We start from the raw sequence: 23,059 nt of genomic DNA on the forward strand, positions 1-23,059 counted from the left end.
TGCGACGACAGCCCTGCCGCGACGAGTTCCGTGCCGCGCCGAGCGCGCGGTCAGCCGCCCGCCCGCGTCAGGGCGACGTCCAGCACGACGAGCAGAGCGTCGCGCACGGAGCCGCGCTCGCGGGCGTCGAAGGTGATGACGGGGACGCTCTCGGCGACGTCCAGCGCCCAGCGCACCTCGTCGAGGGTGTGCTCGACGTGGCCGTCGAAGGCGTTCACGGCGACGGCGAACGGTATGCCGCGGTGCTCGAAGTAGTCGACGGCGGCGTAACAGTCGTCCAGCCGCCGGGTGTCCACGATGACGAGCCCGCCGAGGGCGCCCTGGACCAGGTCGTCCCACATGAAGCCGAACCGCTCCTGGCCCGGGGTGCCGAAGAGGTAGAGCTTCAGGCCGTCGTCGATGGTGAGGCAGCCGAAGTCCATCGCCACGGTGGTGGTGGTCTTGTGCGGGGTGTGGCTGAGGTCGTCGACCCCGGCGGCCACCTCGGTGATCGCGGCCTCGGTGGTCAGCGGCCGGATCTCGGAGATCGCGCCGACCGCGGTGGTCTTGCCGACCCCGAAGCCGCCCGCGACCACCATCTTCACCGGCAGCGGCGGCGCGGCCCGGCCCGGCGCCTCAGTCGCTGTCACGGACTGTCCCCCGGGAGCCGGGGATGGTGCGGAGACCATCGATAACCCTTCGCAGTACGGAAACGTCGCGGGCGATGTCGGCGCTCGGAACGTACACCGACAGGTGGCCGCCCGCCGCCAGGTCCTCGGCGAGTACCCGGACCACGTTGAGGTGCAGCCGCAGGATGGCCGCGATCTCGGCCACCGACTGCGGCCGGCGGCAGGCCGCCACGATGTCGTGCCGCTCGAACGACATCAGGTCCAGCCGCTCCAACCCGGCTGCGGTCGCCACGAGTTGGGTCTCCACCGGCATCGGCGGCGTGGCACCCGGGTCCGCGTCCGCCCCGGCCACCCGGCCGGCCGTCACCAGGAACGGCCGTACGGCGGGCGCCCGATCGACCGGTTCGTCACCGGCGCCCACGGGCGTTCACCTCCTCGCGGTGAGCCGTCAACGGTCGGTTGCCGGCGGTCGGTTGTCAGTGGTCAGGGTGGTCAGGGGCGATTGGTGCGGTCAAGTCCCGTACGGCCAGGGGCCGGTGACCCGGTCGGCGATCCGTGACCGGTGGTCGATGGCCGGGCTGGTGACCGGTGGCCGCAGGTTGCTCAGCGGGGCGACGGCGAACCCACGGAGTTCTTCAGCTCCAGGACGAGTTGCGGGCTCAGCGCGGCCCCGGCCCGGTTGGCGAAGACGGTCATCTCGTAGGCGATGTTGCCGAGCTTGGCCTCCTTGGAGGTCACCACGCCCAGGACGGCACCGCTGCCGATCGCCGAGATCAGGATGTGCCCCTCGGCCAGGTCGATGATCACCTTGTTCAGGGTGCCCAGACCGTAGTTGCCCGCGGCCCCCGCGGCCAGGCTGGTCATGCCCGAGACGATCGCCGCGAGGCGTTCGGAGTCGGCCGGGTCGCGCAGTTGCGACACCGCGATCAGCAGGCCGTCGGAGGACACCGCGATGGCGTCCACGACTCCCGCGGTCTCCGTGGCGAAACGATTCAGCAACCAGGTGAAGTCGGCTGCGGCAGCCCGCAGTTCCTCGGCCCCGCCACCTGTCGGCGTCGTCACTCTTCGGCTCCTTCCGGGTGCCCCGTGTCCAGTGTGGTGCCGCGGCTGCCGGTGTCGGCCGTCGCGGTGTCGCGGTGTGCTCGTGCCACCGCCGCCTCGAACTCGTCCAGTTCGCTGCGGACCTGCTCGGCGTCGGCGGCAGGGCGGTGGGGGGTGGGGGATGCGGATGTGGGGGCGGGTGCGGCGGAGGCGGCCTCGCCGAGCGTGGTGGCGAGAGTCGCGCCCTTCACCCGGCGACGCAGCGTACGCGACCCTGTGCCCGCGTCCTCGGCGGCCCCGGGCGCGGCGGGCGCCTGCGCGGTGCCGCGACTGTCCGGTGCCGCGGAAGCGGCGGACGCGGCGGAGGTGCCCGACCCGCTCGACAGCGTCACCTCGCGCGCGTGGAACGCCCCGCCCGCGCGGGCGCGTTCGACCGACGCCGCGGCCGTGCTGATCGCCGGGTCGCGCCGCGGCACACGGCGGGGGAGCGGCGCCGGCGCGTCCGTGTCGGCGCCGCGCTGGTCGCCGCGCGGGGGCCCGTCGGCGGTCTCCGGGTGCGGGCGGGCCGGGCCCGCCACCGGCACCCGGGCGGCATGCCCCGCTCCCGGCTCGGTCCGCGGCTCGCCGTCGGCCCGCTCCCGTCCGGCCGCCGCGGCACCTGCCGCGGACGCCTGGTGGTCGGAGCGGGGCCGCTCGGACCTCCCGCGCATCCCGGTCTCCGCCGTGGCAGTGGACCGTTGCCCCGCGGTGCCGCGCGCCGGCTTCGCCGGCTCCGCGAACGGGCTCATCATCAGCAGCAGCGAGGAGGGGATGGCCACCTGCGCGGTGACGCCCCCGCCCCGGGTACGGGTCAGCGTGACGCGTACGCCCCAGCGCCGGGCCAGGCTGCCGACCACGAACAGGCCGAGCACCTTCGTGGGCACCAGGTCCAGGCGCTCGCGGCGCACCAGCCGGGCGTTCTCCTCGGCCAGCCGCGCCGCGCTCATCCCCAGGCCGTGGTCGGTGACCTCGATCAGCGCGCCCTCCGAGCGGGTGCCCACGGTCACCTCGACCGGGCTGCGCGCGGGTGAGAACGCGACGGCGTTCTCCAGCAACTCGGCGAGCATCAGCGTCAGGTCGGCGATGATGTCGGGCGCGACGGTGACCTCGGTGTCGGCGCTGAGCGCCACCCGCTGGTAGCCCTCGATCTGGCCGAGCGCGGCGCGCACCACGTTGGTGAGCGGGGTGGGACCCGCCTCCTGGCCGGTCTCGCGGATGCCGGCCAGCAGCATCAGGCTGTCGGCGTTGCGCTGGAGGCGGACCGCGAGGTGGTCGATGCGGTAGAGCCGGTCCAGCAACGCCGGGTCGGTCTCCCCGCGCTCCACCGCGTCGATCAGCGAGAGTTGACGGGCCGTCAGATTGCTCACCCGGCGGCCGACGTTGCCGAACATCTCGGCGGTGTTCCGGCGGCTGAGCACCTGCCGCTCCAGGAGCGCGCCCGCGGTGGTCTGCACCCGGTTGAAGGCGGCGGCCAGGTCGCCGATCTCGTCCCGCGCGGTGACCGGCATCTCGCGCAGCCGGGGCGGGCCCGCGTCCACCGCGTCCTCGTCGGCGACCCGGGCGAGTTCCTGCCCGGCCACCTCCGCGACCTCGGTGGCCGCCGCGGTCAGCGCCTGCACCGGCCGGATCACCGAGCGGCGGATCGTCACCGACAGCGCCAGCCACAGTGCGAACGCCACCAGCGCTGCGGCCAGCAGCCAGACCGCCCGCCACCAGGCGTCGTCCGAGGCGCGGTCGGCCCGGTCGGCGATCTGGCCGATCAGAGAACCGGTGACCCGCAGCCGGCTCTGCGCCTGCCGCTGGTAGTCGGGGTAGGCCTTCAGCGCGGAGGTGAAGGCCGCCTTGATCGCCGCGGGGCCGTTGGCCTGCAGCGCGCTCGGGTCGACCTGGAGGCCGGCGTACTCCTGGGAGATGGTGTTCCAGGCGGTGCCCTGCTCGATCGCGGCCAGTTCCGTGCTCTGCGCGGCGGTCGCGTAGCGGCCGAACCGGGCCGCCTCGGTGCTGTAGACCTGCTGGGCGCCGACCGCGTTCACGAACTCGATCAGCGCGTTGGAGTCGCCGGTCTGCGCGGAGAACACGCTGGTCTCGAAGGAGCTGTGCGCGGCCTCGGCGCGCAGCAGCGAGTCCAGCAGGCTGCCGGTGCGGGTGGTGGAGAGGTTCCCGCTGCGGTCCAGGTCGAGGCCGTCGATCAGGTCGTTCATCGTGGAGGTGTACGCCGGGTCGATGTTGTCGGCGGGGAGGTAGCTCTGCTCCACGGTGCTGCGCAGGCTGCTCAGGCCCTCGATCTCCTTGAGCACCTGCTCCTCCGCGGCCGGCAGCCGCGACCCGAAGGAGCGGCGGACGGTGTCGACCTGCAGGTCCACCGCCTTCTGGGCGGCGCGGTAGGCGGTCAGCGACGGGCGGGCGCCGGTGGTGGCCGACTCGTAGCGCACCGACAGCAGCAGTGCCTGCTGGTGCTCGGACTCGACCCGGTCGACCAGCGTGGCGACCTGGCGGCTGCTGCGGACCAGCCGGGCCGCGGAGCCCGCGTCCCGGGCCTGGCCGACCAGCCCGCTGATCACGTACGCGAGCAGCAGGGCGACCACGATCAGCGGCACGCCGAGCAGGACGTCGAGCTTGCGCCGGAAGGGACGCCGGTCGGCAAAACGGGCGAGTGCGGACATTCGGGACGATGCGGGATCGTCCCGACCGCCGGCCGGTGCCGGACGCTCCTGCTCCGGCCTGCTCGCCCCGCCCACGGACATGACGCCCTCCTCCGTGACTTTGACCACGTTCGTCAGCTTAGTCGGCTGGAAGTGGCTGAAAACTCCCCGCGTCAGTCCGGGAATGGTCGTCAACTGCCCGGAGACTACCTCGTCTTGCCGTCCGGCAGCTGGCCGGATTATCAAGATCGTGTTAAGTCCGCACCGCGCGCAGGTGCCCGCGGGGCGGATCCTTCGCAGGTCAGGGCGGTGCCGGTGGCAGACCGACGCGACACTTTGACCGCGTCGATGCCAATCGGTGACCGGGCTTCACTTGACTGAGCCGGAAGCGGCTGGATTGGATCGTCGCTGAGGCGTGTTTCGAACATCGTTGATCATCTTTCGAACAACCGAGCCGGAAGCGGAAACCGTGACTACTCGCGAGAACAGCACCTGGTCCAGCCCGAGTTACCTCCGACTGGCCGCCGTGGCGGTCGCCGCTGCCGTCGCAGCGCCCCTGCTGGTGGGCTGTTCCTCCTCCTCCGGCGGCGGCAGCAGCGACCCGCTGGCCGGAAAGAAGGCATCCGGCGGCACCGTGGTCGTCGGCTCCAACAACTTCGCCGAGAGCACCGTCCTTGCCTACATCTACGGCGAGACGCTCAAGGCCAAGGGCATCAAGGTCAGTTACAAGCTCAACATCGGCACCCGTGAGACCACCTACGGGATGATGAAGAACGGCACCCTGACGGTGCTGCCGGAGTTCAACGGCGCGCTGCTGTCGTACCTGAACCCGAAGCTGGTGGCGACCACCGCCGCCGCGACGGACGCCGGGATCACCGCCAAGCTCGACCCGAAGCTGACGGTGCTGAACGACTCGCCGGCGCAGGACAAGGACTCGATCACGGTCAACGCGGCGACCGCGAAGAAGTACCACCTGACCTCCGCCTCGTCCATCGCCGACCTCGCCAAGGTGGCCAAGGAGATCTCGATCGGCGCCTCGCCGGAGTTCCAGACCCGGCAGCAGGGCCTGGTCGGCCTGAAGTCCGAGTACAACCTGGTGCCGAAGTCCTTCAAGCCGCTGGACGCGGGCGGCCCGCTCACCGAGGCGGCGCTGAAGAACAACAACGTCCAGGCCGCGGACATCTTCACCACCGACCCGACGGTCACCTCGGAGAAGTTCGTCACGCTCCAGGACCCCAAGAGCCTGTTCGGCTTCGGCAACGTGCTCCCGCTGGTCTACAAGTCCGGGCTGACGCAGGCCGGCGTCGACGCGCTCAACGCCGTCTCGGCGAAGCTCGACACCGCCAAGCTGCTCGACCTGGACACCCAGGTGCAGACCGACAAGAAGGACCCGCTGGCCGTCGCGCAGGCGTGGCTGAAGACCGTGGGCGTGAGCTGAGCGCCCGTACCGCACGACCCTGACCGGAGGCGACCGTGGGAACCACCCCGGAGTGGTCGTCGGACCGCGACGGCGAGGCCCCTTCCGCACCCCCGCGTGCGGAGGGGGCCCGCGCGGTCCTCGACGGGTCCGGCCTGGACGCCGACCGCGTCGCGCTGATCGCCGACGGCGCGGTGGCGCCCGTCGTCCCGCCCGAGGCGTACGCCCGCGCCGAGCGCTCCTGGCGCACCGGCCAGCGGCTGGCCGCCTCCGGCCGGATGTACGGCCGCGACACCGGCGTCGGCGCCAACCGGATGGTCTTCCTCAGCGACGAGGACAAGGCCGAGCAGGACCTCCGGCTGCTGCGCAGCCATGCCGGCGGGATCGGCGCCCTGCTGCCGGCCCGCGAGGTCCGCGCGATGCTGGCGGTCCGCGCCAACCAGGTGCTGGCCGGCGGCTCCGGCCTGCAACCGGCCCTCGTCCGCGCCCTGGTCGACGCCCTGCGGCTGCATGTCCACCCGGCGGTCAACGAGTACGGCGCGGTGGGCACCGGCGATCTGACCGCGCTCGCCCAGACCGGGCTGACGCTGATCGGCGAACGGCCGTGGCTGGCGGACCCGGTGGGGCCGCTCGGGCCGGAACTCGACCCGATGGGCGCGGAGCCCATGGGGGCGGGCACCGGCGGTGTCGCGGGCGTGGATCCGGCCCCGGCCGGGGCGGGCGCCGGCACGCCGCACAACGAGCCGGGACCGGTGGGCGTGCACGCCGACCCCGAACCCGACGGCGGCCCGCTCGCGCCGCTCCGCACCAGCGCCACGGCGCCCGGGCCCGCGCCTGTCACCCTCCAGCGCGGCGACGGCCTGGCCCTGATGAGCAGCAACGCCCTCGCGCTCGGCCAGGCCGCCCTGGTCTGCCACGACATCGACGAGCTGCTGCGTGCCTCGCACGTCGTGGCCGCCCTCTCGCTGGCCGCGGTCGGCGGCTCCCTGGAGGCGTACGCCGCCCCGGTGCACGCGCTGCGCCCGTATCCCGGCACGCTGCACGCCGCCGCCGAGGTGCGCCGGCTGCTCGGGCAGCCGGAACGCCCGCGGACGCCCGGCCGGCGCATCCAGGACCCGTACGGCTTCCGGGCCTTCCCGCAGGTGCACGGCCCGGCGCTGGAAACGGTGGCCGCGCTGCGCCGGGTGCTGGCCGTGGAGATCAACTGCCCGTCGGAGAACCCGCTGATCACCGAGGACGGCGGCCCGGACGGCGGGCCCGCGGTCTACCACCACGGCGGGTTCTTCGCCGCGCCCCTCGGCCTCACCCTCGACCAGCTCTCGCTGGCCGTCCTGCAGACCGCCCGGCTGTCCACGGCGCGCCTCGGGCACCTCGGCGACAGCGACATCACCGGCCTGCGGCCCTTCCTCGCCGACGGCCCCGCGGCCAGCTCCGGGATCATGATCCTGGAGTACAGCGCGAACTCCGCCCTCGCGGAACTGCGGGCCGCCGCCTCCTCGCCCGCCTCCGCCGGGCACACGGTGCTGTCCCGCGGCCTGGAGGAGGCGGCCAGCTTCGCCTCCCAGGCCGCCCGCCAGGCGCTGCGGGCCGCCGGGGCCTACCGCCTGGTGCTGGCCTGCGAACTCGTCGCCGCGGTGCGCGCGTTGCGCGCCCAGCCCGAGGTCCCGCAGCTTCCCCCGGACGCCCCGGTCCGGTTCGTGCTGGACTCCCCGGCGCTGCCCGCCGTCCCCGGCGACCGCGCCCTCACCCCGGACGTCACCGCGGCCACCCTGCTCCTGCCCGCGCTCGCCGCCCTCTGAGGGGACCTGCCCGCCGAGGGGACCGGGGGCCGGCAACTCCGCGGGAGCGGGGGAATTCGGTGGCCCGGGGGCGGGGCAGCCCGGCAGGGTGGAGGGATGGGGACATGGTCGGGTTGCGCGGAGGGTGGGGTCGGCCAGCTGGGGCCGGCGGTCGACGCGCGAGGGCGCTTCGCGCCGGAACTGGCCTCGCTGGTCGGGCTGTTGCGCGACCTCACCAGGGAGCAGTGGGACCGGGAGGCGGTGCCGGGGTGGCGGGTGCACGACCTGGCCGCGCACGTGCTCGGCGACTACTGCGGCCGGCTCGGGCGCGGACGCGAGGGCTTCGCACCCGTCTTCGCACCCGGTGAGACGCTGGAGGCGTTCGTCCACCGCGCCAACCAGGAGTGGGTGGACCTCCACGCCGACCTCGAACCGGACTCTCTGGTCGGCGAGTTGGAAGAGGCGGGCGCCGAGGTCGCGCGGCGGTTCGAGGCCACGGACCCGGACGCGCCCGCGCTGGGCGTGAGTTGGGCGGGGGTGGACCCGGCTCCGGCCTGGCTGGACACGGCGCGCGAGTTCACGGAGTACTGGACGCACCGCCAGCAGATCCGGCACGCGGTCGGGCGGGGGACCGACACGGAGCCGCGGGCGATGTCACTGGTGCTGGACACCTTCCTGCGCGCCCTGCCGCACACGCTGCGGGCGACGCCCGCTCCGGTGGGCACGCAGGTCGCGGTCACCGTCGCGGGCCCGGCGGGCGGCACCTGGACGGCCACCCGCACCGGTGGCGGTCCGGTCGAGGGCACGTGGTGCTGGTCGCTGGCCGAGCCGCAGTGCGGGGAGCCCGCCGCCGGGGTCCGGCTGGACGCGGAGAGCGCGTGGCGGCTGTGCACCCGGGGGATCGAGCCGGAGGAGGCACTCGCCGGCGCCCTGGTCCGGGGTGAGCGGCGGCTCGCCGAGGCTGCGTGCCGGATCGTCTCCGTCGTCCGCTGATCCCTCGCCGCGCCGGCCCGGCCCCGCGGCTCCAGGTTCTCCCCTGTCCGACCCGTGCCGTCTTCCCGGGTCCCGGTTGTCCGGACCTGCACGGTTCGCCCGCGCGACTCCCGCCGTTCCGCGCCTGCCTGACGGATATTCAGCAGGAAGTTCTGTGTTCACATCCTTGACGCTTGTGGGCGCCCGGCGCACACTTCCAGTCGTTTGTGTTCACGCTGTGAACCCTGACAGCACGGTTCGACACCCGCGGATGCCTCCATTCGGCCTCACTTGGGAGAACTCGTATGCGCATGGCTCGACTTGCGGTCGCCGCTGCTGCCGCGGCCGCCCTGGCCGTCCCCCTCGCGCTTCCGGCGGCCGCCGCCGGGACCGCGGGCGGCGGGGACGGCGCCGCCGCTGCCGCCCGGCCGTGGCTGAACGCGCGGCTCCCGCTGGACAAGAGGGTCGATCTGCTGCTGGCGCAGATGACCAACACCGAGAAGGCCTCGCTGATGACGGCCGTGGGGGTGCCGAGCGGGTCGCACGCGACCGGCTACATCCCGGGCGTGGACCGGCTCGGGATTCCCGGGATGCAGTTCACCGACGGCCCGGGCGGGGTGCGGGACGGCCAGCCGGAGACCGCGCTGCCCTCGCCGGTCTCGCTGGCGGCGTCCTTCGACACCGAACTCGCCAAGCAGTACGGCACGGTGATGGGCACCGAGGCCAAGTACCGCGGCTATCAGGTGATCTACGGCCCGATGGTCAACATCGTCCGCACCCCGCTGGGCGGCCGCGACTTCGAGACGCTGGGCGAGGATCCCCAACTCGCGGGCGACATCGCCGCGTCGGAGATCGGCGGCATCCAGGACCAGGGGGTCGCCGCGCAGGTCAAGCACTTCGCGGGCAACAACCAGGAGAACGGCCGCACCACCACCAGCTCGAACATCGACGAGCGCACGCTGCACGAGATCTACCTGCCCGCCTTCGAGAAGGCCGTCGAGGACGCCCACGTCTGGTCACTGATGTGCGCGTACAACAAGGTCAACGGCACCTATGCGTGCGAGAACGCGCAGATCCTGCGGGACGTGCTGATCGACGAGTGGAAGTACGACGGCGTGGTCGACACCGACTACCCCGCCAACCACAGCACCGTCGCCTCCGCGCTGGCGGGCCTGGACCAGGAGTTCAGCGGGACCACCTACTTCCAGCAGCTGCCCGCCGCCGTGGCCGCCGGCCAGGTGCCGCAGTCGGTGCTCGACGACGCGGCCCGGCGGATCCTGCGACTGGAGTTCCGCACCGGCCAGTTCGACGCGAAGAAGCCGGCCACCGCCGACTTCGACGCGGACAGCGCATTCGCCCGTAAGGCCGCCGAGGACGGCAGCGTGCTGCTGAAGAACAGCGGCCAGGTGCTCCCGCTCGACACCAAGAAGCTGACCTCGCTCGCCGTGATCGGCCCGAACGCCGACACCGCGATCACCGGGGGCGGCGGCAGCTCGGCGGTCACCCCCTACAAGAAGGTCGACCCGCTGACCGGGCTGAAGGCGCGGCTGGGCAGCGGGGTGGACATCACCTCGGTGAAGGCCGGCAACGCCACCGGCTACCCGGCGATCCCGGCGTCCGCGCTGAGCGGGCTGAAGGGCGAGTACTTCGCCAACAAGACGCTCACCGGCACCCCGGCGGTCACCCGGGACGACCCGAACATCGACTTCGACTGGGGCAGTGGCTCCCCGGCCGACGGCATCCCCGCCGACGGCTTCTCGGCCCGCTGGACCGGCACCCTCACCGCCCCCGCCACGGGGACGTACACCTTCTCCGCGACCAGCGACGACGGCAGCCGTATCTACCTGGACGACAAGCTGATCGCCGACAACTGGAGCGACCACGCGTCCCAGGCGGTCACCAGCACCCCGATCCAGCTCACCGCGGGCGAGCCGCACAGCCTGCGGGTGGAGTACTACGACAACGCGCAGAGCGCGTCGGTCACCATCGGCTGGTCCTCGCCGGACGTGCCCGATCCGACCATCCAGGCCGCCGTGGACGCGGCGAAGAGCGCCGACGCCGCGGTCGTGGTGGTCGGTGACTCCTCCAGCGAGGGTTCGGACCGCACCACCCTCGCCCTGCCCGGCAACGAGAACGACCTGATCAAGGCGGTCGCCGCGGCGAACCCGAAGACGGTGGTGGTGCTGCGGGCCGGCGCGCCGGTCCTGATGCCGTGGCTCGCGGACGTGCCCGCCGTGCTCGACATGTGGTACCCGGGCCAGGAGGACGGCAACGCGCTGGCCGCGCTCCTCACCGGCGACGCGTCGCCGGGCGGCCGGCTGCCGGTCAGCTTCCCGCGCACCGACACCCAGACCGCGGTCGCCGCGGCGCCCGGCCGCTACCCGGCGGTCAACGGCGTCTACGACTACAGCGAGGGCCTGGACGTGGGCTACCGCTGGTACCAGGACGAGGGCCAGACACCGCTCTTCCCGTTCGGGTACGGGCTGTCCTACACCTCCTTCCGCGTCTCCCACCTCACCGTCGACTCGCCGGACCCCGGCGGGCTGAGCGCCACCGCTGCCGGTACGGCCCCCGTCCGCCTCTCGGTGGACGTCACCAACACCGGTGCGCGCTCCGGCTCCGACGTGGTGCAGGTCTACCTCGGCCACCCGGCGGGCTCCGGCGAGCCGCCCAAGGAGCTGGCGACCTTCGCCAAGGTGGAGGTGAAGCCCGGCCGGACCGAGCGGGTGCACCTCACCCTGGGGGCGGACGCGCTGCGGGTGTGGGACAGCAGCGCCCACGACTGGACCGTTCAGGACGGCCGTTACCCGGTCTACGTCGGCGAGTCCTCCGCGGACACGCCGCTGAGCACGTCGGTGACGGTGCGCCGGAGCGTCGGCACCCAGTACACCGGCGTCACCGCCGCGCCGACCACCGCCGCGGGGAGCACCCAGACGGTGCGGCAGACCTTCACCAACACCGGTGACTCCACGGTGCGCAACGCCCGCCTCGCCCTGTCGCTGCCCACCGGCTGGACCGCGACGGCCGCCGGGCACGGCGGGACCACCTTCCCGGCCGTCGGCGCGCATGCCTCGGTCAGCACGTCCTGGACGGTGACGGCCCCCGCGGACGCCACCGCGGGGACCGCCACCCTCACCGGCAGGGCGACGTTCACCCTGGACGGGCCGCAGACCCGCAGCGGCACCGCGACGACCACGGTGCCGTACGCGTCGGCCGCCGCGGCGTACGACAACGAGGGGATCAGCGCCGACAGCGACCCGTCCACCGGCAACCTCGACCCGGGCGGCTACAGCTTCTCCGCCACCCAGCTCGCGGCGGTCGGCTACACGCCCGGCGCGACGGTCACCGCGAACGGCCTGTCCTACACCTGGCCGGACACCCAGCCCGGGCAGCCCGACAACATCGCGGCGGCCGGGCAGGTCATCCAGGTGCAGGGCCAGGGCAGCCGGCTCGGGCTGCTGGGCACCGGGGTGAGCTCCGCGCACTCCGGCACGGTGACGGTCACCTACACCGACGGCACCAGCACCGACCTGGCGGTCTCCTTCCCCGACTGGTACAGCAACGCGGCCAGCGGCAACAGCCAGTTGGCGGTCACCACGGCCAATTGGAACCGCCCGCCCGGTGACACCCTCGGCAACCACGCGGTCAGCCTCTACACCACCGGGGGCGCCCTCGACCCGTCGAAGACGGTGGCGACGGTGAAGCTGCCCGACGACAGCGGCATCCACGTGTTCGCCCTCTCGGTCGGCTGAGACCCGCACCGACCGCGCCACGCCCGAGGCCGCCCGACCGCTCGATCCGGTCGGGCGGCCTCGGCCGTCACCGCCGTGACCGCCGCCACCGAACTCCGCCGTCTTCCCCCGCGGGCGCGTACTCCTGTACTAGGCAGCCGACTTGAGCTTGTTCAGGCCCATCACGCCGCCGAGCAGCCGGTCACGGGTGCGCAGCGGGAGGCGGCTGAGCAGGCCGAGCAGCCGCACGTCGGAGCCGATGGTGTAGCGCGCCTTGGGCTTCGCGGCGTCCAGGGCCGTGACGATCGCGTCGACCAGCAGGCCCGTGGAGGAGGGCTTCACCCTGGCCATCGCCTGATCGACCGCCCGCTGCTGCTCGGCGTAGAGGGCGACCGACTCCGCCGGCAGACCCGCATTGCTCTTCTGCTGCGCGGCAGCGGCCTTGCCGAAGATGTCCGTGTCCAGGCCGCCCGGCTCCAGGACCACCACCGGCACGTCCCAGTAGGCCAGTTCGAGCCGCAGCGCGTCCGACAGGGCCTGGAGGGCGGACTTGCTCGCCGAGACCGCGCCGAAGAAGGGCCCCGGCAGGCGCGCCACGCCCCCGGTGATGTTGGCCACCCGGCCGCCGCCCCGGCGCAGCAGCGGGAGGCATGCCTGGGTGAGCCGCGCGGGGCCGTACACATTGACCTCGAACTGCCGGTGCAGTTCCTCGGCCGGGACGAGCTCCATCGGGCCCTGCACGATGATGCCGGCGTTGTTGACCAGTGCGTACAGCGCGCCGCCGGTGCGTGCGGCGACCGCCTCGACGGCGGCCGCGACGCTCGCCGGGTCGGTCACGTCCAGCCGCACGGGGTGCACGCCGGGACCGGCGTCCGTGCCCCTGCTGGTGGCGCCGGCGCCGCCTTCGGTGGGGAAGGCGGCCGGATTCCGGACGCCCGCGAAGACCTGGTAGCCCCGCTCGGCGAGCGCGCGGGTGGCGGGCAGCCCGACCCCGCCGGACGCGCCGGTCAGCAGCACGGCGCGGGTGCCGTGGGTGTTCTGGTGCTTCGACATGGGATATCGCCTCGACCTCGGATCGACGTTCCTGCGAGTGGAGGGCCGCCGCGGCATGGACGGACGCGGAGGGGCGCATGCACGGGCACGCGGGGTGGACCTTTCCTCCACATGGCCATGCGTACATGAACGCAACGACATGTACGTATCTACATGTCATCCTTGAGGATGCGGTCCGATGTGTCAACATGGGGGCTCCTGGATCTGCGAGGAGCGTGTCGATGTCGCTGCGTCATGGCCTGCTCGGCCTGCTGGCGGAAGGGCCGGCGAGCGGCTACGACCTCACCCGCCGCTTCGAGGAGGGCCTGAACACGGTCTGGCCGGCCCAGCACCCGCAGATCTACTCGGAGTTGTCCAAGCTGGCGAAGGCCGGGCTGATCGAGGTCGACAGCCACGGGCCGCGCCGCCGCATCGCCTACCGGATCACCGACGAGGGCCTGGCGGAGGTCCGCCGCTGGCTCGCCGAGGTGGAGGTCGACCACAGCTTCCGGATGGACACGCTGCTGCGGTCCTACTTCTTCTGGCTGATGGAGCCGGAGGACCTCAAGCGGCGTCTGGGCGAGGAACTCGCGTACTTCGAGCGGTTCGCGGGCGCGCTGCGGGAGCACGCGGGCTCCAAGGACCGCGGCGAGTGGGGCACCAGCGCCCGCACCCGCGCCCAGCGGGTCGGCATCGAGGCGGCGATCCGGGTCAACGAGGCACTGGCCGGCTGGGCCCGCTGGGCCCTGGAGGCGGACCTGATGTCCGACGAGAACTTCGGCAATGCGGCGGACCGGGACGCTTCGGCGGTGGGGACGCAGGGAGAGGCCCCGGCCGGTCAGTGACCGGCCGGCGCGGAGTATGACTGCCCCGGGAAGCGGGAAGTCGCACTAGGGTGGGCCGCAGGGCGACGGGCGAACGGCCGGGGGGCTCCGTGCGTGAGAACGGCAACGGCGGTGGCGAGAGCGCGGACGTGTACGTCATGACCGCCATCGACGTGGAGTTCAGGGCGGTGCTCGGCCAGCTCGCCGAGGGCACCGTGCGCCGACCGCGGGACCCGGAACTTCCCTACCGAATAGGGGAGTTCGCCTGCAGCGAGGCGGGCCGTGGGCCGCTGCGGGTGGCCGTGCACCTGGCCGGACCGGGCAACGAGGCGGCCGCGGTGGAGCTCCAGCGGGCTGTCGCCCGGCTGCGGCCCTCGGTGGTGCTGATGGTGGGTGTGGCCGGCGGCCGCAAGGACGTCGGCCTCGGCGACGTGGTGGCGGCGGAGAGCGTCTACGAGTACGAGCGCGGGCGCGACGAGGAGAGCCGGTTCGTGCCCCGGCCGCGCACCTGGTCGTCCAACTACCACCTGGTGCAACACGCGCGTGCTGTCGCCGCGTTCGACACCTGGCACCGGCGCATCGAGGCCGTGAGTCCGCAGGATGGGGACCCCTCCACGGCGCACCCGCCGTCCGCGCCGCGGGCGTTCGTCGGCGCGCTCGCCGCCGGCGGCAAGCTGGTGGCCCACGGGCGGTCGGCGACCGCGCAGTTGCTGGACCGCACGGCCAGCGACACGCTCGCCGTCGAGATGGAGGGGTCCGGCTTCCTGCGGGCGGCCTACGCCAACGAGGAGGTGCGGGCGCTGGTGGTGCGCGGCGTCTCCGATCTGCTCGGGGACAAGGACGGGGAGCACGACCGGTACTGGCAGCCGGTCGCCGCGCGGCATGCGGCGGCCTTCGCGTTCGAACTGCTCGCGCAGTATCCGCCGCCGCGGAGGCCCGGTTCTCCGGGGTGGCGGCGCCCCGTCGTCCCTTCAGCGCCCGCGCCGCCGTCCGCGCCGGCCGCCCCCGCTTCCCTGGGCGCCGCGGAACTCGCGCGGCTCGCGAGCCTGTTGCTCCAGGTGCCGGGGATCTCCTCGCCCGCTTCCTGGCAGTTGCTGCTCGACATGCTGCCCGAGATCGGGGCGACGGTGAGCCGGCACGGCACGGCGCGGCACGATGCGTTGGCGCTGCTGCGGGCCTGCGAGGCGATGGGGCGGTTCGGTGAGCTCTGCGATGCGCTCGATCTTCTCTGGCCCGGGTACTCCGTACTCACCCGATTCCGCGAGGGCGTTGCCGGCCGCCCCTGAGTCCCGGGGTGCCCCTGACCCACCCGTCCGCCCCGTCCTGCCCGTCACGGGACCTTGCGGTCCGGCTGTGGTCGCCCGCGCCCCTTGGTGGTGACCCTCTTTTCGCGGAGAAGCCGCACAGACCCAGGGGCGCGGGGAACTGCGCGAACAGCCACGACGGGCAGGCAGCCGACGACGGATCGGCACCCACCCAAGGGGCGCGGGGAACTGCGCGGGCAACCGGCCACCGGCAGGTGGTCCCTCGACCGGGCAGGACAAGGCACCCCGGGGGGTCCGGCCCCGCTAGAGTCTGCACATGCTTGCTGCGGGGCGGAGCGAGGGGTGGTGGATGGCCGGCTACGGGGGCGGTGAGGCGGGCCTGCTCGCCGAGCTGATCGCCGCGCTGGAGTCGACCCCCGCGCTGCGCACCGCGGACACCCGCAAGGTCTTCCTGCGTCTGGCCGAGTTGGAGCTCAACGAGCCGACGGGGGTGCAGGACCACCCGGCCGCACGCTACTTCCACGTCGAACTCGCGGTGGCCTGCCTGCGCAACCCGCGGATGATGGCGGCCGCCTCCGCCGCGCTCGCCACGCTGGACGAGGAGGGCACCGCCGAGGTCCGCAGGATCGCCGAGGAACTGCTCGCGCAGCCGGTGCTGCCGCCCGAACAGGAGTCGGTGTTACGCCAGTTGCTCAAGGGGCTGGTCACCCCGCGGCTGCCCCAGCTCTGCCAGGACGCGGCCGGTGAACTGCACGACCCGCCGGACCCGCCCCCCGACGACGCATGGAGCGCGTACGAGGCGCTGAGCGGCCTGAACGCGCGGGAGGACCGGCTGCCGCCCTCGCTCGCGCTGGTGGAGTACCTGGCCGCCGAGGTCGCGTACGACCAGGCCATCGCGCTGCGGGCGTGGAACGACCGGCAGGCGGCCGCGCTCGGGCTGGTCTCGGAGATGGGCGTGCTGCGCCAGCGGGTGGTCTATGCGCCGCCGAAGTCCGCGCACGACGCGTACCTGGTGATACGGCTGCTGCCCAGGGAGAGCCCCGGCCGCTACGAACTCACCTCCTGGCGGCACTACGGCAGCGACGACCCGGCGAACTGGCAGCCCCGGCCGGGCCCCACCGCCGTGTGGACCCTCGCCGAGGCCGAACGCCAGGTGGAGCAACTGCTGTTCGAGGCGGAGGAGACGTGGGCGCGGGACGCCGACCAGATCCACGTGGAGTTCGCCCTGCTGACCGAGGACCTGAACCTGCCGGTCCAGGCGTGGCGTTACGAGCTCGACAGCGACACGCCGATGCCGCTGTGCGCCAAGTACCTGGTCGTGGTGCGCAGTCTGACCCGGGGCCGTACTGAGCGCTGGCACCGGCCGTGGCGGCAGCGCTGGCAACTGCTGCGGGAGAACCCGGCGCAGTGGCACAGCCTGATGGTCGGCGGCAGCGGTCCCGGCCATCCGCCGGTGGGGCGGCCGACCGCGCTGGAGGCGCGGCTGAACGCGGAGATGTCGGTGGGGGCGCTGGTCCTCAGCGGCCCGCCCGAGGAGAACGGCGACGGTGGCTTCGAACTCCAGGCGGCCCTGCGCAGCGGCGTCCCCGTCGTGCTGTGGCTGGGCCGGGACGAACTGCCGCCCGGGGACGCCGGCGCGCGCGCCCCGGAGACCGCCGGACCGGCCGCGGACCCCGGTGCGGACCACGCCACGGAGAGCGGGTCCGGCCCCGGTGGCGCACATTCCCCTGTCGAGGCGGAGGAGCACTTCGAGCGGCTGCTTCGCGACCCTTTAAGGCTTCGTGAGGCCGTGAAAGAATTGAGACTCGAGGCCCAGTCGGACTTCTCGCGGGAACCCCGGGATCCATCGGGAGCCGCGGTGCCGCCGGGCCGTACGCATCACCGCGTCGGACACCGGGTGGTCCTGCTCTGGGACGACCCGACCCGGCCGGTCGAGACGCATGAGCCGCTGTCGGGTCCCGACCGGGGGGACCGGCGAAGGGTGGACGGCCAGTGACCGACGTGCAGCGCGCAGACACGGGCACCGCCGACTCGGGCCGGGCGCCCAGGCCCTGGTGGGTCTATCGGGGCACCGGGCTGCCCGCCCACGACGTCTCGCTCGACGAGGTGCTGCCGCCCGCGCCGCCCTGGCGGACCTTCGACGGCGTCAGCGCGCACCCGGACCTGGCCGACCGGCCGCGCGAGGACCGTACCGAGCCGGCGCCGCCGGACGAGGACCCGGCCGAGGTGCAGCGCAGGCTCGGCTCCTCGCTGAGCGCACTCGGCCGCAACACCGTCGAGGGCGACATGGTCAACGCGGCGCTGCTGCTGCGGCGTCCGCTGCTGGTCACCGGCCGCCCCGGCACGGGCAAGTCGACGCTGGCCTACCGGATCAGCCGCGAACTCGGCCTCGGCCGGGTGCTGCGCTGGCCGATCACCAGCCACTCCACGCTCCGCTCCGGGCTGTACGCGTACGACGCGGTCGGCCGGGTGCACGCCCTCGCCGAGCAGGACCGGGCGGAGGCGCGGGCAGCCGCCTCGGGGAATTCCGACGCCTCCGGCGCCTCCGACGGCGCGGCCGGTCCCGCGGACACCGCCACCGCCACGGACATCGGGAGCTTCCTCCAACTCGGGCCACTGGGAACCGCGCTGCTGCCCTACCGGCACCCGCGGGTGCTGCTCGTCGACGAGTTCGACAAGTCCGACATGGACTTCCCCAACGACCTGCTGGACGTGTTCGAGGCCGGCGAGTACGTGGTGCCCGAACTCGCCCGGCTGCGGCAGCGGTTGGTGGACGTGCAGACCGACGACCCCGGCGGCTCCGCATACGTGGCGGACGGCCGGGTGCGCTGCCGGGCGTTCCCGGTCGTGGTGATCACCAGCAACGGCGAGCGGGAGTTCCCGCCGGCGTTCCTGCGCCGCTGCCTGCACTTGCAGATGCCCGAGCCGGATCTCGACCGGCTCACCGACATCGTCACCGCGCACCTCGGCGCGGTGGCCGAGGAGCCGCGGCTGCGCGAGCTGATCCGCGGTTTCGCCGAGCGCAGTACGCGTGAACGCGGCCTGGCCGCCGACCAGTTGCTCAACGCGCTGTACCTGGCCTCGTCCGGTGCGCACAGCGAGGGCGCCGAGTGGGAGGAGTTGCTGCACGCGGTGTGGCGCCGCCTCGATGGCCCGGGATCGCCATGAGACCCGGCAGTGACGCCGGGCCGCCGTTCCACGAGCCGCCCGGCGCCGAATGGTTCGAGATCGCCGACGCGCTCTACCTGGCCGCGCACGGAGCCGGCGCGTCGCCCCAGCGGCACCCCGCACCGGGGCCGGGCCGCACGCCGTCCTCACCCGAGGTGCCGCAGCCGGCCGGCGGCCGGACGGCCGATCCCGGCGCGCCCGAACCCCGCGAGCCCGACCCGTCACAGGACGCGCCGGAGCCGGGGGCGCCGGCCGCCGGCGACCCGCCGGGCGGCGCCGAGGGGCGGGGCCCGGCCGGCGCGGCGCCGCGGCCCGCCGGCGACCCGGCCCGCGCACCCGAGCGGGAGGGCGGCGCCGGCCCGCCGCACCGGCCGGGCGAACCGCCGGGGCACGGCGGAGCCCGACCGCGGGCGGCGGACGGCACCGGCGGTGCCGCCGCGGCAGCGGGAGCCGGAGCCGCGGCACGCGCGGGCTCGGTGGCGCCGGAGGAGATGTCCGGCGCCGCCGCGCTTCCCGGCACCACCCTGCTGCGCGACCCGCGCGCCCTGGCCCGCGCGCTGCGCCCGTTCAAACGCCGCTACCCGTCGGGCACCACGTGGGAGCTGGACGAGGACGCCACCGCCGACGCGGCCGCGCAGGGCGGTCGCTGGCTGCCGCTCTTACGCCCGGCCCGCGAGCGCTGGATGGACGCCGTGCTGGTGGTGGACACCAGCGCGTCGATGACGATCTGGCGCCGCCCGGCCGCCGAGTTCGCCGCGCTGCTGCGGCGGACCGGGGCGTTCCGCGACGTGCGGGTGCGCCGGGTGGACGGCGACCGGTTCACCGACGCCGACGTGCGCGCCGACCGGGGCTGGCCGGGCGCCGCGGCCCGGCACGCCGCCGAGCGGCGCCGCGTGGTGATGGTGCTCACCGACGCGGTGGGCGCCGCATGGCAGGACGGCACCGCGCAGCGGGCGTTGCTGCGCTGGTCGGCGTCCTCCTCGGTGGTCGTGGTGCAGGTGCTGGCGCAGGCGATGTGGTATCGCACCGGGCTGCCGGCGCACCGCGCCGAGATCCGGGTGCCGGCGCCGGGCGCGCCCACCGCCGCGTGGCGGGTGGCGGGACGGAGCGGCCCCGCCGTGCCGGTCGTGGCGCTCGACGCGGACTGGCTGGCCCGGTGGTCCCGGCTCGCCGCCGGCCTCGAACCGGTCGCGCCCGGCGTGTGGTCGGCCTTCCCGGGTGATCCGGCCGCCGCGCCGCCCGAACCCGGGCCCGAACCCACGCCCCGCGAACGGGTGATGCGGTTCCGCGCCGAGGCCACCCCGGCGGCCTGGAACCTCGCCGCCCGGCTGGCCGCGGTGCCACTCAACATCCCCACCATGGAGTACGTCCTGCGGGCCGGCGCCACCAGCGCGGGCCCGGCGGAACTCTCCGAGGTCCTGCTCGGCGGGCTGCTGCGCCGGATCGGCGACGACCCGCTGGACGCGTCCGAGATCAGCCACGACTTCCACGACGGGGTACGCGAACTCCTGCTGGCCGCCGGCCGCCGCGACGAGAGCCGCTACCTGCTGATGGGCGCGCTGGAGCGGCAGAGCCGCCGGCTGGCACCGCTGCGCGAACTGCGTTCCGTGGTCGCCGCCGGCACGGTCGGCGGGCTGCGGCTGACCCCGCGCGTCCTGCCGTACGCGCAGGTCCAGGTCAAGGTGATGAACGCGATCAGCGGCCCCTATCTCGCGCCCGCCCGCGCGCTGGGCGCCCGGCTGGACCAGGCACGGGCCGCGGACACACCCCGAACGCCCGCGCCCATCGGCCGAACAGACCCGCAGAAAACTGCTATATCAGGACACGGCCGCCCGGCCGTCGAGGTGAGTGACATGGCTGATCCGCATCCGACCCGCTCCGCCGAGCCCCTGACCGCCGACGCGGCGCCGGGCGCCGGATCGCCCGATGCCGCGGCAGAACACGTGAGAGGACCTTCGGTGCCATCAACCCCCGTCCGTGCCGGTTCGAGTCCGGATGCCACCGAGCGCCGGGTGCGCAACCGCCCGAAGGTGTGGAGCGTGCCCACCCGCAACGCCAACTTCACCGGCCGCGGGGTCGAACTCGCCGACCTGCACGACTCGCTGTCCGCCGGGGGATCGGCCGCGGTGCTGCCCGAGGCGCTGCACGGTCTGGGCGGCGTCGGCAAGTCGCAGATCGCCATCGAGTACATCTACCGGCACGCCTCCGAGTACGACGTGGTGTGGTGGATCCCGGCCGAACGCCCGGAGCAGATCAAGCAGTCGCTCAGCCAGCTCGGCCCGCTGATCGGCATGGACTCGGCGAGCAAAAGCTCCGAACTGGTCGCCAACACCCTCGAGGCGCTGAGCAGCGGCACCCCCTACCACCGCTGGCTGCTGGTCTTCGACAACGCGGAGGACCCGGAGGTGGTCCGGGAATTCTTCCCGACCGGCGACACCGGCCGGATCATGATCACCTCGCGCAACGCCCACTGGTCCCGGCTGGCCAGGACCGTCGACGTGGATGTCTTCACCGTCGAGGAGAGCGTGGAACTGCTGCGCCGCCGCGGACCGGAACTCGACACCGCGCAGGCGGCGCGGATCGCCGAGGCCCTCGGCAACCTGCCGCTGGCGATCGAGCAGGCCGCCGCCTGGCTGTCGGAGACCGGCATGCCCGTCGACGAGTACCTCCAGGTCTTCGAGGAGGAGCGGGCCGACCTCATCCAGCGGCGCAGCGAACTGCTGCGCGCCGGGGTGCCGGTGGACTACCCCGAACCGGTCGCCGCCGCCTGGAACATGTCGTTGCGTCGGCTCGGCGAGACCAACCCCGGCGCGTTCCAACTCCTGCAGATCTGCTCGTTCTTCGCCCCCGAGCCAATTCCGCGCCGCTACTTCAGCGGGGTGCGCGGCGTGCAACTCCCGCGCGAACTCACCGAGGTGCTGCGCGACCCGATCAAACTCGGCCACGCCATCCGCGCGATCAGCCGCTACGCCCTGATCCGGGTCAACTACCGCGACAGCACCATCCAGATGCACCGGCTGGTGCGGGCCGTGCTGGTCGGCCAGATGTCCGCCACCGAGCGCTACGACATGCGGCACGGCGCGCACGTCCTGCTGGCCAACAGCGACCCGGGCGGCAGCGGTGCCGCGGGGGACTGGGCCGCGTACGCCGAACTGCTCGTGCACGCCCGCTTCTCCCGCGCCGTGGAGTGCGACGACCACTGGGTGCGCCAGCTCGTCAGCAACCTCGTCATCTACCTCGGTGGACGCGGCGACTACGCCACCTGCCTGGACTACGGCAGGGAGGTGCTGGAGTGGTGGAACGAGCACCTGGGCGCGTCCGACCTCCAGACGCTCACCGTCGCCCGCACCGTGGCCCGGGTGATGCGGCTGGTGGGTGAGCACGAGGAGGCCGCCGCGATGAACCTGCGCAGCCTGGAGCTGGTGCGCGAGCACCACGGCCCGGACCACCCGGCCACCCTCTTCACGATGAGCGCGGTCGCCCAGGACGCCCGGATCAAGGGCGACTTCGCGGCGATGCTCGAACTCGAACGCGACCGCTGGCAGCGCGCCGTCCGCGAGTTCGACGAGGGCGGCCCCGACACCCTCGCCAGCGCCAACGACTACGCGCTGGCGCTGCGCCGCACCGGGGACTTCGCCGCCGCGCTGGCGATCGACTCCGAGGCGAAGGAACAGGCCGACCTCACGCTCGGCCAGGACTCGATGCTGACGCTGCTGCTCACCAGCAACCTGTCCATCGACATCCGCGAGACCGGCGAGTACCTGCGGGCCCGCGACATGCAGGAGCAGACGATGCAGCGGGTGCTGCAGGTGGTCGGCGACGCCGAGGCGCCGCTGTCGCTGGTCGCCGCCCGCAACCTCGCCACCGCCCGCCGCAAGGCCGGTGACCACCAGGGCTCGGTGGAGGCGCTGGAGTCCACCGTCCACGCGTACCGGCAGCGGCTCAACCGGCACAACACCAACCTGTCCTCCGCGGTCCTGGCGATGTCCATGGCGCTGCGGCAGAACGCCGACCTGATGGAGGCCAGGAAGGTCGGCGAGGAGGCCCACACCACCCTGCGCGACCTGCTCGGGGCGGGCCACCCGTACACCCTCGCCGCGTCGACCGACCTCGCGGTGACCCTGCGGCTGCTCGGGGACGTCGAGACCGCCCGCCGGATGAACGAGGAGGCGGCCACCCGGCTGACCGAGCGGCTGGGGGCCGGACACCCCACCGCGATGGCTGCCGCGGCCAACCTCGCCAGCGACCGCTACACGCTGGCCGACTACGCGGAGGCGGAGGAACTCGACTCCCAGGTGGTGGAGTTGTGCCGTGGGCGGCTGGGCCCCGACCACCCCACCACGCTCGCGCTGTCCCTCAACCTCTCGCTGGACCTCCGTGCCCTCGGCCGGGCCCAGGAGGCCGCCGACCTGCACACCGCCACCGTGGAGCGGTTCCGTGCGACGCTCGGCGCCGCGCACCCGGCCACCGTGGGTGCGGCGCGCGGCATGCGGGCGGACTGCGACGCGGACATCGAGTAGCCGCCCGCGGGCGGCGCCCGGC

14 protein-coding genes are annotated in these 23,059 nt (G+C 73.8%); 9 read left to right on the forward strand and 5 right to left on the reverse strand.

Annotated features, from left to right (window positions below):
* Positions 1 to 50: 50 nt before the first annotated feature.
* The 4 genes from C4U44_RS05820 to C4U44_RS05835 form a co-directional block, all read right to left on the reverse strand.
* Positions 51 to 668, reverse strand: a complete 618-nt coding sequence (locus tag C4U44_RS05820; RefSeq protein WP_103884511.1) for a GTP-binding protein — start codon at positions 666 to 668, stop codon at positions 51 to 53.
* Entirely contained in the window at positions 616 to 1,029 is a 414-nt protein-coding gene (locus C4U44_RS05825) for a DUF742 domain-containing protein (RefSeq protein WP_103884512.1), read from the reverse strand. Before C4U44_RS05825 ends, C4U44_RS05820 begins: the two co-directional genes overlap by 53 nt.
* Positions 1,030 to 1,211: 182 nt before the next feature.
* Positions 1,212 to 1,670, reverse strand: coding sequence for a roadblock/LC7 domain-containing protein (locus C4U44_RS05830; protein WP_103884513.1), 459 nt, complete (start codon positions 1,668 to 1,670; stop codon positions 1,212 to 1,214).
* Positions 1,667 to 4,432 (reverse strand): sensor histidine kinase, encoded by a 2,766-nt coding sequence (locus tag C4U44_RS05835; protein WP_407642796.1) that lies wholly within the window; start codon positions 4,430 to 4,432, stop codon positions 1,667 to 1,669. The genes C4U44_RS05830 and C4U44_RS05835 overlap by 4 nt, the downstream gene beginning before the upstream one ends.
* A 367-nt stretch (positions 4,433 to 4,799) precedes the next feature.
* On the opposite strand from C4U44_RS05835, the gene C4U44_RS05840 reads away from it, so the two are divergent.
* The 4 genes from C4U44_RS05840 to C4U44_RS05855 all read left to right on the forward strand — a co-directional run bounded on the left by C4U44_RS05840 (position 4,800) and on the right by C4U44_RS05855 (position 12,249).
* Complete coding sequence (locus C4U44_RS05840; RefSeq protein WP_103884515.1) at positions 4,800 to 5,768, forward strand: ABC transporter substrate-binding protein; 969 nt, start codon at positions 4,800 to 4,802, stop codon at positions 5,766 to 5,768.
* Between the two features lie 35 nt (positions 5,769 to 5,803).
* A complete protein-coding gene (locus tag C4U44_RS05845) occupies positions 5,804 to 7,546 on the forward strand; it encodes an aromatic amino acid ammonia-lyase (protein WP_200823147.1) in 1,743 nt (580 codons plus the stop codon).
* A gap of 96 nt (positions 7,547 to 7,642) precedes the next feature.
* On the forward strand, positions 7,643 to 8,518 hold the full coding sequence (locus C4U44_RS05850; RefSeq protein ID WP_103884516.1) for a maleylpyruvate isomerase family mycothiol-dependent enzyme: 876 nt from the start codon (positions 7,643 to 7,645) through the stop codon (positions 8,516 to 8,518).
* Positions 8,519 to 8,808: 290 nt separating this feature from the next.
* Positions 8,809 to 12,249 carry a glycoside hydrolase family 3 C-terminal domain-containing protein gene (locus C4U44_RS05855; protein ID WP_160144983.1) on the forward strand — a complete coding sequence of 1,147 codons (3,441 nt, stop codon included), beginning with the start codon at positions 8,809 to 8,811 and terminating at the stop codon, positions 12,247 to 12,249.
* A 129-nt stretch (positions 12,250 to 12,378) separates the two neighbouring features.
* On the opposite strand, the gene C4U44_RS05860 is transcribed toward C4U44_RS05855, so the two are convergent.
* Entirely contained in the window at positions 12,379 to 13,281 is a 903-nt protein-coding gene (locus tag C4U44_RS05860; RefSeq protein ID WP_103884518.1) for an SDR family NAD(P)-dependent oxidoreductase, read from the reverse strand.
* 221 nt (positions 13,282 to 13,502) lie between these two features.
* Here C4U44_RS05860 and C4U44_RS05865 point away from each other — a divergent pair, with 221 nt between their 5' ends.
* The 5 genes from C4U44_RS05865 (at position 13,503) to fxsT (ending at position 23,037) form a co-directional block, all read left to right on the forward strand.
* Positions 13,503 to 14,105: a PadR family transcriptional regulator gene (locus C4U44_RS05865; RefSeq protein WP_103884519.1), complete on the forward strand. Its 603-nt coding sequence runs from the start codon at positions 13,503 to 13,505 to the stop codon at positions 14,103 to 14,105.
* A gap of 89 nt (positions 14,106 to 14,194) precedes the next feature.
* Positions 14,195 to 15,370 carry a phosphorylase family protein gene (locus tag C4U44_RS05870; RefSeq protein WP_146088204.1) on the forward strand — a complete coding sequence of 392 codons (1,176 nt, stop codon included), beginning with the start codon at positions 14,195 to 14,197 and terminating at the stop codon, positions 15,368 to 15,370.
* A gap of 295 nt (positions 15,371 to 15,665) precedes the next feature.
* Complete coding sequence (locus C4U44_RS05875) at positions 15,666 to 17,345, forward strand: VMAP-C domain-containing protein (RefSeq protein ID WP_146088205.1); 1,680 nt, start codon at positions 15,666 to 15,668, stop codon at positions 17,343 to 17,345.
* Positions 17,346 to 17,350: 5 nt separating this feature from the next.
* Positions 17,351 to 18,517, forward strand: a complete 1,167-nt coding sequence (locus C4U44_RS05880; protein WP_103884776.1) for an AAA family ATPase — start codon at positions 17,351 to 17,353, stop codon at positions 18,515 to 18,517.
* Positions 18,514 to 23,037, forward strand: a complete 4,524-nt coding sequence (gene fxsT / locus C4U44_RS05885; protein WP_146088206.1) for an FxSxx-COOH system tetratricopeptide repeat protein — start codon at positions 18,514 to 18,516, stop codon at positions 23,035 to 23,037. The genes C4U44_RS05880 and fxsT overlap by 4 nt, the downstream gene beginning before the upstream one ends.
* Positions 23,038 to 23,059: the final 22 nt, after the last annotated feature.

Source organism: Actinacidiphila yanglinensis, from assembly GCF_900107965.1.
In the GTDB taxonomy this organism is placed as follows: Bacteria; Actinomycetota; Actinomycetes; order Streptomycetales; family Streptomycetaceae; genus Actinacidiphila; species Actinacidiphila yanglinensis.